We start from the raw sequence: 10,267 nt of genomic DNA, 5'->3' as shown, positions 1-10,267 counted from the left end.
CGCTGTTATGGCATCACGAACCGGGATCATCTCTTTCAAAGGGTGTACCTCGACTAGAACGGTTACGCACGATTCGCCTAGCGGTTTCATATTAATCAATGACTTGCAATGCTGGTGCCCAGCCTAATTTTGAGGGCAGCGTGTCCGGCAAAAAAGATCATAAATCTTTGTTTTGAATGAATTTGATTTTGCACTTTAAATCCGGGAGAGCCCCAAGACAAGTGACATAGTCGCCGTTGGTCTTGGCGTCTCCCTCGAAATCAACGGTGAAATACCGCATCGGAAGCTTCCAGGCGATGCTCACAAATCCGGAACAATCGTTTCCCAGTTCCGTTATTCCACCAGAAGTGGTTGCAACCCCGTCGAGAAATTCCGTTTTATTCTCGGGTGGGTAATCGTTGCTCTCCTCGAATCCCGAACTGTACGCCTCGCCCGAATAATAGACGCCCTTTTTGAAAGTAAAGTATGTCGTATCATATCCAAAATTCTGTATTGTTTTATTCGGGGTCCATTTGAAATCGATCATGGACGCGGCTTCATTAAGGATCTGCGATCTTTTGATTTCCCCCCATTCATCGCCCTCCCATGTCAGCGCAACCACCGTATAAATAACACAAGCGACAAAGACGATCGTGGATTCTATCGGAAACTTGTTTTTATAAATCTTCATGTCGATAAACCTTCGTGCGCGTATTGGTGCCTGGAGAAATGCTCAAAATTTAATGCACGAAGCATAAGCGATCCCAGTAAAATTTTTTATCCGTATCATTACTCAGGTAGGGTGTAAATCGATGCGGAGGCTAGCGCCATCCAACGAGAGCATGACGTTAAGAAATGACAAGCACAGACCATCGCGATCCCTGATCGCCGCGTTTGCGACCTAAGGAATCCTTGCCCTTTAGGGCAGGGGCGAGTCGCTGCAATTCGACGGTCTGGGTGTCACCCTGGACCAGCGGCAGAAAGCTAAAGATGATCGCGTACCAGACGGACATAGGCGGAATCGCGCCGCGTGCCATAGTCGACGGCACCGTGACCGAAGTCCAGGGTCCAGGCGCTGCCCGGATAATAGTTGGATGGCGTTGAGGACCAGAAACGGTCCGGCGGGGTATTCGGAAAATTGACGGCGTCGATATCAAGACCGTAGCAGCGACGCTGAAGCAGGGACGATAGCTCAGTTTGATCCGGCAGGCGCCAATCAGAGTAACCCGCAAAGACAGCGTCGCGACCTTGCCGAACGGCCCACTTCCATTTAAACCGCAAAGCATCGCCAACGACGCAACCGACCCCGCTCAACCCCTCGGCACACTGCTTCCACATCAGGCCAGTCGTACGGTCGATCACCGTGCCATCCCGATTGGCGACGAAACGGCTATCCGGCCGCACGACCGGGAGATCATCGAGACAGGTCTGAGCGAGACCGCTCGGAACAACCGCCGACATGCCAATAAGCAACGGCAATGCCAGGAGCAAGCGGGCCTGTTTAAACCGCGTCCAGCATGACATGGGTTGTTTCGTGCGATCCCCGGCTTCGCGGTCACCAGCACCGAGCGGTGAAACGCGGTTGAAAGATGGAATGGCTACTTCTTCCCGGACGTCGCTTCCGGCGCCGCCGCAGTCGAACCGGATATGCCGGCGACGTTCGTTAGCATTTTCTGGAACAGATCCCAGGAAGCCATAGTCCCCGCCATATAGGGCTGGAATAACTTGATGGGATCATAGCCCTCGGCCCCGGACATCATGCGTTCGCGGATATCGTCCATCATCTGGCGCTGGAACGCCTCCACATCCGGCAAGCCAAACAATTTACGAACCTCGTCCGGGGTAATATCGAAATCGACGGTCACCTTCATAACTCTCTCCTGAGGGGCACGGCAACAGGCCGCGACTGTGTTCAACGACTCTTTATCGACTCTTGGGTCGTGCCTTAATGACGGCTGGCGCGTGCAACCGGTTCGGCTGGCGTCGGCTCCTCGATCGTCATGGCGCGACGGACTCGCCGGCCAATCAGGGTACAAGCCCGCTCGAAGGCGCGCGATGCCTCGCGCGCGGTCCAGTCCCACTCGGAGGGGTGCGAGGTGGACGGGCATTGCCAGTGACCCGTGGTCAGCAGCGATCCGATTCGAACCTCCAGGGTCCAGTCATGCCAGAGGGTTTCAGGTTGATCCTCTTCGACGAATTCCTGCTCGGCAAGACGAATATAGTTTCCGGCGTGATCGTCCATGGCGACCAGATTGGATAACAGCAGGGTATCGTCGATACAACTGGTCCAACCCGTATGGACCGCAGTGGCCGTGCCCATGAGCGAATGGATGAGCAAGGCCGGAGTGATGGTCAGCGACAGGGGCGTGTCCCAATCCGGTTCCGTGGCGTCGTCGGTTTCTGGTGTCATAATCGCTCTCGAACCCAGGCCGCTGGGCCGCCTTAATCATACATTTCACATGGTCTAAGTCTACGACCGGCAACCCGGACGCGGCAATCCCACGCGCGGAGCCCGGCCAGGATGGTTCTCGTCACGTCAACCTGGAGTTATCAGCATGTCAGTGATCCTCGATCTCGCCATCTTCCCCACCGATCAAGGAATCAGCGTCAGCGGTTTTGTTGCCCCCGTGATCGCCATGATCCGCGATAGCGGCCACCCCTATCGGCTCTCGCCCATGGGCACGGCAGTCGAAACCGCCACCTTGCCCGAAGCGCTCGAACTGATCGCCCGCGCGCAGTCGCTGCTCGACGAACGCGGCTGCGCGCGCGTCTACGCAGTCGCCAAGTTCGATATCCGTCAGGGGCCATTGGGGCGTCTGACCGACAAGATCGACTCGGTTCGGGCGCGCATCGGCGAACTCTAATGGCACGATCAAGTTCTCCTCCTGGCACGATCCCGGTATGGTGTCGATATTGCCACGTAATGGAAATCCAATCATGAAGGTCGCAATCTTTTCGGATGTGCAGGCCAACCTTCCCGCCATGGAGACGGCGGTGGAACGGATCCTCGCCTGGAATCCGGACCTGGTGGTGATGGCCGGCGACCTGGTCAACCGCGGCCCCACCAGTCTGGGCTGCCTGGAGTTGTTCGACCAGCTGCGCCGGGAGCGCGGCTGGCTCCCGGTCCAGGGCAATCACGAGACCTGGATCCTGCGTTGCGCCCGCGAGGCGCCCAGAACCGAGCTGGAGGAACAGATGCGGCGCTTCGCCGACTGGACCTATCGCCAGCTTCGTCCGAGGATCGCGGCGATGCAAGATTGGCCGGATCATCTGTGTTTTCATGGCGGGCGTGACGACACCTGGGTCCATGTCACCCATGGCACCATGGCCAGCAACCGTCAGGGCATCTCGGTCAATGTTCCGGACGAGGATCTGCGGGGCGCCCTGCCCCCGGATATCGCGCTGTTCGTCACCGCCCACACGCACCGCCCGCTCGAGCGCGTGCTCGACGGCACGCCCATCCTGAACGTCGGTTCGGTCGGCTCACCCTTCGATGGCGATCCGCGCGGCAGCTATGCCCTGCTGGAACTGCGCGCCGGCCGCTGGCACTGGGAGATCGTCCGCTTCGAGTATGATCGCGCGCGGGCCGAACGGGACTTCCGGGAGTCCGGATTCATCGACGAAGGTGGACCGCTGGCGCGCATCCTGTTCGAGGAATGGCTCCGGGCCACCCTCCTGATGCCGCGCTGGCGCCGGGACTACGAACCGGCCGTGCTGGCCGGCGAACGCCCGCTGGAACCCGCCGTCGCGGAATTCCTCGCGCTACTGGACTGACCGACCACTGACTACTGACCACTCGAATGACCGACTCCGATTCACTCTCGCGTTTTCTGTTCGAGCACACCGGCATTCGCGGCAACCTGGTGCATCTGGACGCCAGTTGGCGCGCGGTGCTGGCGACCCACGCCTACCCGGACAGCGTGCGCGGTCCGCTTGGCGAGTCGCTGGCCGCGGTCGCGCTGCTCGCCGCCACCATCAAGTTCGACGGATCGCTCATCCTGCAAGCCCAGGGCGCCGGACCCCTGTGTACCCTGGTTGCCCAAGCGACCCATGAACGGACGGTACGCGGACTCGCCACCTGGGTGGACGACGTGCCCGCGACGGGCGAACTGGCCGACCTGTTCGGCCCGGGGCGTCTCGTGTTGACTATCAAACGCCGTCAGGGCGAACCCTATCAGGGCATCGTCCCCCTCGAAGGATGCAATCTGTCGGCGGCCATCGAACGCTATTTCAGCGATTCCGAACAACTTCCGACCCGTCTGTGGCTCGCGGCGACCGGCCAGCGCGCCGCCGGTCTGCTGCTCCAGCGACTCCCGCGCGACAGCCTGAGCAACCAGGACTGGGAACGGATCTGCCTGCTCGCGGACACCTTGACGCCGGCGGAACTCATCGACCTCCCGGGCGGTCGGCTGCTCTACCGACTCTTCCACGAAGAGCCGGTGCGCCTGTTCGAGCCGGATCCCCTCGCCTTCCGCTGCGGCTGTTCGCGGGCGCGTATCGAGGAGGTGATCCGGTTACTGGGCGAGGTTGAAGCGAACGAGATCCTCGCCGAACAGGGCGTGATCCAGGTCAACTGCGAATTCTGCAATCGCGAGTATCGCCTGGACAGGGTGGATGCCCGCCAACTCTTCGCCGAGCACACCCATCACGCGCCACCCGTCTCGCGGCAATAAAGTGTTCCTTGAATTGGCGCTCTCCTGCTCAGGAATCCGTTTCATTCGACTTGGCCAACCGTACCCGAAACCACAGCGCATAGAGCGCCGGCAGAAAGAGCAGCGTGATGCCGGTTCCAACGATGATCCCGCCAATCAACACATAGGCGAGCGGTCCCCAGAAGGTATCCGTGGTCAGCGGCGTGAAGGCGAAGACGGCGGCGGCGGCCGTCAGAATCACCGGTCGCGCCCGTCGCACCGTCGCTTCCACCACAGCCGCGGACGACTCCATGCCCTGCCCCAGATTGTCCTCGATCTGCTTGGCGAGGATCAGGGTGTTGCGCATCAGGATACCGGCCAGACCGATCAACCCCAGCAGGGCGACAAATCCGAATGGCTTGTCCGCGATCAGCAGGGCCAGGGTCGCGCCGATGACGCCCAGCGGGGCGGTGGCGACCACCATCACGGTGCCGGAAAAACGGCGCATCTGCAGCATGATGACCGTCAGCATCAGCACCAGCATGATCGGCTGCACCCGCTGGATGGAAGCATCGGCCTTGCCGGACTGCTCGACCGCGCCGCCGATGTCGATGCGGTAGCCGTCCGGCAGTTGCGCCCGCAGCGCTTCGAGCTGGTTCCAGATCGCCAGGGTCACGTCCGGCGGCTGAGCGCCCGCGACCTCGGCATGCACGGCGATGAAGGGATCGCGGTTGTAACGCTTGAGCACCGGATCCTCGAATTCGATGGAGAGCGTACCAGCCTGAGCCAGGGGGACATTGCGCCCGTCCTGGGTCTTGAGATTGATGTCCGCCAAGGCACCGGGGCGAACCGCCTCGCCCGTCCGACCGCGCAGCACGAGCTGAACATTGCGCACATCCTCGCGAATCTCGGTCGCGACCAGACCCGACAGCTCATCGTTCAATTGCTGGGCAAGTTCGCGGGGCGTCAGACCGATCAGACGCAGACGGTCCGGATCGAGCGCGAGCCGCGCCACCGGCACCCGCTCGCCCCAGTCCAGATGGGCATCGAGCGCGTTGGGATGGGCGGCGACCCGGTCGCGCACCTGGTCGGCGATCCGCCGCAGAGTGACTGGATCCGGCCCCACCACCCGGAAGCTCACCGGCCAGATAACCGGCGGACCATAGAGCAGCTTGTGGACCCGCACCCGCGCCTCGGGAAACTCGCCCGCGTCCACCTGGGCCTGGAGTCGGGCGATGAGCGTATCGCGCGCGGCCGGACTTTCGGCCACCGCGATCAGCTTGGCGAAGGCGGGATTGGACAGCTCGGGATTGAGCGCGAGGAAAAAGCGCGGCGCGCCGGCACCGAGATAGCTGGACAGCGAGCGCACGCCGGGCGCGCTCTTGAGGATGGCCTCGACGCGCTCGGCCACCGCCGTGGTGGCGCGGATCCCGCTGCCCTCCGGCAGAGAGATGTCGACCAACACCTCGGGGCGGTCCGAACTCGGAAAGAATTGTTTCTGTACCGGGCCGACCAGACCGGCGATGGAGAGTGCCAGCAGACCGAAGGTCGCCGCCACCACCAACCGTTTGTGACGCACGCAGCCGCGAATCAGCGCGCGCAGACGCCGGTAGAGACGCGAATCGTAGAGCGCTTCATGGACAGTGTCCGTTGGCTTGGGCGGGGACAGCAGAACCGTGCCCAGATAGGGCGTGAAGGTCACTGCCACCAGCCAGGAGACCAGCAGCGCGAAGGCCAGCACCCAGAAAATATTGCCGGCATATTCGCCCACGCCGGAGCGGGCGAAACCGATCGGGACGAAACCGACGACCGTGACCAGCGTGCCGCTCAACATGGGGGCGGCGGTGACCGTCCAGGCGTGGGCGGCGGCACGCCGTCGGTCCCAGCCTTCCTCCATCTTCACCAGCATCATCTCGATGGCGATGATGGCGTCGTCCACCAGCAGACCCAGCGCGATGATCAGCGCCCCGAGCGTGACCCGGTCCAGATTGATGCCACGGATCAACATCAGCAGGAAGGTGAGGCCCAGGGTCAGCGGAATGGCGATGCCGACGATCAGACCCGCGCGCCAGCCCAGTGCTACGAAGCTCACCAGCATCACCACGCCGACGGCGACCAGAAATTTGAGCTGAAACAACTCCACGGCGTGCGAGATGGCGTCGGCCTGATTGGTGATCGGCGAGAACCGGATCCCCAACGGCAGATCGGTCTCCAGGCTGGCCGTGAACTCGACCAGTCGCGCGCCCAGATTCAGGCCGTTTTCGCCGCGTCGCATGACCACGCCAAGCAGCACCGACGCCTCGCCGCCGGCGCGGATCAGATAACCGGGCGGATCCTCGTAGCCGCGCTTGACCTCGGCGATCTCGCCGAGTCGAATCAACAGCCTGTCCTGAGTCAAATCGAAGGGATCGCCCGCACGGATCGGTACCGCCCGGATGGCGTCCAGATCCTCGAGTTCGCTGTCCAGACGCAGATAAAGACGCGGCCCCTGGGTCTCGACCAGACCGGCTGGCAGCAGCCGGTTCTGCGCATCCAGCGCCTCCCGCACCGCGTCCGGGGTCAGACCCAGATTGGCCAGGCGGGCCGGATCGAATTCGACGAAGATCCGTTGCGGGCGCTCGCCGAGTACCCGAACCTTCTGTACCCCTTCGATCCGGGCGAGCCGATCACGGAGGCGTTCGGCCTTGCGCACCAGCAGACGGGGCGGCAGATCCGGCGCGGACAGGGCATAGAGCGCGAAATAGACATCGGAGAATTCGTCATTGACGAAGGGACCTTGCACGCCGACCGGCAGCTTTGGCGTCTCGTCGAGCATGCGCTTGCGCACCTGGTAGAACAATTCAGGTACGAGCGGAGACGGGGTGTAATCCTGGAACTCCACCAGCATATCCACCCGCCCCGGACGCGCGGTGGTCTCGACCCGATAAAAATAGTCCACCTCGGAGATGCGCTTTTCCAGCGGATCGGCGACCAGATCCTGCATCTGCCGGGCGCTCGCCCCCGGCCAGACCGCCGACACGACCATGACCCGCATGGTAAAGGCTGGATCTTCCGCCCGCCCCAGTTGCAGGAAGGCCAGGAGACCGGCCGCGGCCGTCAGCAGGATGAAAAACAGCGTCACGGAACGCTCGCGCACGGCGAGCGCCGAGAGGTTGAAGCGGGATTCGGCGGGATGCGGATGCTTGCTCATGGCTGACGCACCCGCACCGCCTGCCCCGGCTGAAGCCGGTTCACGCCCAGCGCCACCACCGGCGTGCCCGGCGCCAACGCGGTCTGGATCCTCGCGTACTCGCCGTCAAGACCGAGCAGGGTGACCGGCTCGGGCTGGACATGGCCATCCGCCAGACGCCACACCAGCGGTCCCTCGGCACGTTCCAGAATAGCCCCCAGGGGCACGCGCAGCGCTGACGGTCCGGAATCGGGGCCGGACTCGAAACGCAGGGTCACGGTCGTCCCCAACGCCAGCGCGGACGGCGTCTCGCTCAACCGATAACGCGCGCGCCAGGTGCGGGCGACCGGATCGGCGGTCCCGGCGATCTCCCGCAGGGTTGCCGTCAGCGCCAGCCCGGTCCCGAACGGCTCCGCGATGGCCTGGGTCGGTAAACGGTCGCGCCGATCCTCGGGGACATGGACCTCCACCTCGCGCGGGCCATCTTCCGCCAGCATGGCGAGCGTCTGACCGGCGGTCACCACCTGCCCGACCTGACCGTTCGCCTCCAGGACGACACCGGCCGCCGGGGCCGTCAGCGAGGCATAGCCGAGCGCGTTCAGTGCCTGGGCGAGGGTTGCCTGGGCCGCCCTCAGACGCTCGCTGGCCGCGCGCGCGGCGGTGGCCGCACGCTCGAAATCCTGCTGACTGGCGAGCCGTTTTTTCAGTAGATCGGCCAGGCGGTCGCGTTCGCGCTCCGCGTTCTCGGTCTCGGCGCGGGCGCTCGCCTCGGCCGCCTCGGCGGCAATGCGCTGTTGAATCACATCGCGGGGATCAAGCCGGAAGAGTAACTGCCCCGCCGCGACTCGGTCGCCCGCATCGATGCGGCGTTCAAGGATCTCCCCGCCGATCCGAAAGGACAGCGGGATCTCATGGCGAGCCTGCACGGCGCCGGTCAGACTCCAGGTCGCGGCGGAGGACACTTCGAGGGGAACCGTCAGCACCCAGGGCGGCAAGGCTTCCGGCATCTCCTCGGCGCCCGGCTGGCAGGCGGACAGCAACAGCAGAATCGGACTGGTCAGCGTCAGGAACATCGGCAGGGCGAAAGGCCGCACGGGGTTGGTCTCCTAAGGATCGACGAACCCGTGCATTATTACTGTACGGAAGCGTTTAGTAAATGCTAATCTCGCGCCCATTCGACATCAACCGCGTCACCGCCATCCACCCGACGATCCGCTGACCGCCGACTATGAGCAACCCGAACCCCACCAGCATGCCCGCCGCATCCGACCCGCCACGTCGCAGCCGCGGCCGCCCGCCTGACGAGACCAAGCACGCGGCCATCCTCGCCGCAGCGCGCGCCCTGTTCTTTTCCGGGGGGCTTCAGAGTCTGAGCATCGAAGCGGTCGCGCGCGCCGCGCAGGTCTCCAAGGTCACCGTCTACGCGCATTTCACCGATCTGCCGGGACTCATCCGCAAGGTCATCCTGGCACAGCGCACCGACATGACCGCCGCCCTGGAAGGCTTGCCCAAGACGCCCGGCGGACTGCGCCAGGCGCTGATCGAGTTCGGTCTTTGTCTGATGGATTTTCTGACCGGTGACGAGTTTCTCACCCTGCAACGCATGCTGGCGACCCAGGCCGGCCAGCAGCCCTGGCTCGGGCCGCTGATCTATCGGGAAGGCGCCGAGGCCACCCGCGCGAAACTGGCCCGGCTGCTGGAGACATCGGTGGAGCACGGCGACCTGCGCCCCCATGACAGTCTTCAGGCGGCGGAACAGCTTCTGGGTATGTGGCAGGGCATTCAGACGACCGGGCTGTTGATCGGCGGTTGTCCGCCGCCGACTCCGGAGGTTCTGCGCCGACGCGTCGAGTGCGGTGTCGACCTCATCCTGTCGGCGCATGCACCGGCGTCTCCAGCGGAAGATAGTGTGTCCAGGGATCCTTGATCCTGCCCGTCACAAAGGAGCGCGACGGATCGACCAGCGCCCGGTCAACGAGCGCGGTGCGCCCCAGGAGCATGCGAAACAGCATGGTCTCGCGGTTGGCGAGGGTCAGTTCGATCGGCCACGCGCGCCCGGCCAGCGCCAGGCGGGTCAGAATCACGTAACGCTCCTCGCGATGCCCGCCGGAATCGGAGACATGCCGCCGGTCGAGCACGGGGGCATCGCCATGCACGACGACATCGGCGCGATGCTGCAAGGGGTGCACGCCGAAACGGACATGGAGCTTGCCGCGACGCTGGAAGGTATCGACATAAAAGGCGTGCAGGGTAGAGGTCCGGGCGCCGGTATCGACCTTCGCCTTGATCGGACCCAGCCCCAACTCCGGCAGGGAAAGCCATTCGCGCCAGCCCAGCATCAAGGGTTCCGATTCGTTCTCGGGATGAATCATGCCGCAGCTCATGCTGGCTCCGTCGGGATAAAAAGCACAGGCTCGAGCGCGGCAATCGTTCGACGCCACGACACCGGCTGCCTACAATTGGCGTCAGTGTAACATTCTTGAACCAA

General features: G+C 63.4%; 11 protein-coding genes. 4 read left to right on the top strand and 7 right to left on the bottom strand.

The features are described 5' to 3' along the window. Positions 1-157 precede the first annotated feature (157 nt). From QZY07_RS24090 to QZY07_RS24075, 4 genes are all read right to left on the bottom strand, one after another. Positions 158-670, bottom strand: coding sequence for a hypothetical protein (locus QZY07_RS24090; RefSeq protein ID WP_295408433.1), 513 nt, complete (start codon positions 668-670; stop codon positions 158-160). Between the two features lie 293 nt (positions 671-963). After that, a complete protein-coding gene (locus QZY07_RS24085) occupies positions 964-1,503 on the bottom strand; it encodes a DUF1566 domain-containing protein (RefSeq protein WP_295408431.1) in 540 nt (179 codons plus the stop codon). Between the two features lie 74 nt (positions 1,504-1,577). Then, positions 1,578-1,850, bottom strand: a complete 273-nt coding sequence (locus tag QZY07_RS24080; RefSeq protein WP_295408429.1) for a DUF6489 family protein — start codon at positions 1,848-1,850, stop codon at positions 1,578-1,580. Between the two features lie 74 nt (positions 1,851-1,924). Continuing rightward, on the bottom strand, positions 1,925-2,389 hold the full coding sequence (locus tag QZY07_RS24075; protein ID WP_295408427.1) for a hypothetical protein: 465 nt from the start codon (positions 2,387-2,389) through the stop codon (positions 1,925-1,927). 145 nt (positions 2,390-2,534) lie between these two features. Between QZY07_RS24075 and QZY07_RS24070 the strand changes: the two genes are divergently transcribed. From QZY07_RS24070 to hslO, 3 genes are all read left to right on the top strand, one after another. Further along, a complete protein-coding gene (locus QZY07_RS24070; RefSeq protein ID WP_295408425.1) occupies positions 2,535-2,843 on the top strand; it encodes an MTH1187 family thiamine-binding protein in 309 nt (102 codons plus the stop codon). Positions 2,844-2,916: 73 nt separating this feature from the next. Next, the gene (locus QZY07_RS24065; protein ID WP_295408423.1) at positions 2,917-3,753 is read left to right on the top strand and encodes a metallophosphoesterase family protein; all 837 of its coding nucleotides are present in this window, start codon (positions 2,917-2,919) and stop codon (positions 3,751-3,753) included. 26 nt (positions 3,754-3,779) lie between these two features. Continuing rightward, entirely contained in the window at positions 3,780-4,652 is an 873-nt protein-coding gene (gene hslO, locus QZY07_RS24060) for an Hsp33 family molecular chaperone HslO (protein ID WP_295408421.1), read from the top strand. Between the two features lie 28 nt (positions 4,653-4,680). Here hslO and QZY07_RS24055 read toward each other — a convergent pair whose 3' ends face one another. Beyond that, positions 4,681-7,800, bottom strand: coding sequence for an efflux RND transporter permease subunit (locus QZY07_RS24055; protein ID WP_295408419.1), 3,120 nt, complete (start codon positions 7,798-7,800; stop codon positions 4,681-4,683). Further along, the gene (locus QZY07_RS24050) at positions 7,797-8,873 is read right to left on the bottom strand and encodes an efflux RND transporter periplasmic adaptor subunit (RefSeq protein WP_295408417.1); all 1,077 of its coding nucleotides are present in this window, start codon (positions 8,871-8,873) and stop codon (positions 7,797-7,799) included. The genes QZY07_RS24055 and QZY07_RS24050 overlap by 4 nt, the downstream gene beginning before the upstream one ends. Positions 8,874-9,031: 158 nt before the next feature. Between QZY07_RS24050 and QZY07_RS24045 the strand changes: the two genes are divergently transcribed. Beyond that, positions 9,032-9,706, top strand: coding sequence for a TetR/AcrR family transcriptional regulator (locus tag QZY07_RS24045; RefSeq protein ID WP_295408415.1), 675 nt, complete (start codon positions 9,032-9,034; stop codon positions 9,704-9,706). On the opposite strand, the gene QZY07_RS24040 is transcribed toward QZY07_RS24045, so the two are convergent. Beyond that, a complete protein-coding gene (locus tag QZY07_RS24040; protein ID WP_295408413.1) occupies positions 9,645-10,163 on the bottom strand; it encodes an ATP-dependent zinc protease in 519 nt (172 codons plus the stop codon). The two genes, QZY07_RS24045 and QZY07_RS24040, sit on opposite strands and share 62 nt — an antisense overlap. Between the last annotated feature and the right edge of the window lie 104 nt (positions 10,164-10,267).

The sequence above is a fragment of the uncultured Thiocystis sp. genome (genome assembly GCF_903866365.1).
GTDB lineage: Bacteria > Pseudomonadota > Gammaproteobacteria > Chromatiales > Chromatiaceae > Chromatium.
The sequence above is the reverse complement of the archived record's forward strand: the minus strand, read 5'-3'. Positions and strand labels throughout refer to the sequence as shown.

Bases quoted from the DNA above. Each gene is read 5' to 3' on its own strand.
- QZY07_RS24055 (WP_295408419.1), bottom strand. From the start codon at position 7,800: ATGAGCAAGCATCCGCATCCCGCCGAATCCCGCTTCAACCTCTCGGCG.
- QZY07_RS24065 (WP_295408423.1), top strand. From the start codon at position 2,917: ATGAAGGTCGCAATCTTTTCGGATGTGCAGGCCAACCTTCCCGCCATG.
- QZY07_RS24080 (WP_295408429.1), bottom strand. From the start codon at position 1,850: ATGAAGGTGACCGTCGATTTCGATATTACCCCGGACGAGGTTCGTAAA.
- QZY07_RS24090 (WP_295408433.1), bottom strand. From the start codon at position 670: ATGAAGATTTATAAAAACAAGTTTCCGATAGAATCCACGATCGTCTTT.
- QZY07_RS24075 (WP_295408427.1), bottom strand. From the start codon at position 2,389: ATGACACCAGAAACCGACGACGCCACGGAACCGGATTGGGACACGCCC.
- QZY07_RS24040 (WP_295408413.1), bottom strand. From the start codon at position 10,163: ATGAGCTGCGGCATGATTCATCCCGAGAACGAATCGGAACCCTTGATG.
- QZY07_RS24085 (WP_295408431.1), bottom strand. From the start codon at position 1,503: ATGTCATGCTGGACGCGGTTTAAACAGGCCCGCTTGCTCCTGGCATTG.
- QZY07_RS24045 (WP_295408415.1), top strand. From the start codon at position 9,032: ATGCCCGCCGCATCCGACCCGCCACGTCGCAGCCGCGGCCGCCCGCCT.
- QZY07_RS24070 (WP_295408425.1), top strand. From the start codon at position 2,535: ATGTCAGTGATCCTCGATCTCGCCATCTTCCCCACCGATCAAGGAATC.
- hslO (WP_295408421.1), top strand. From the start codon at position 3,780: ATGACCGACTCCGATTCACTCTCGCGTTTTCTGTTCGAGCACACCGGC.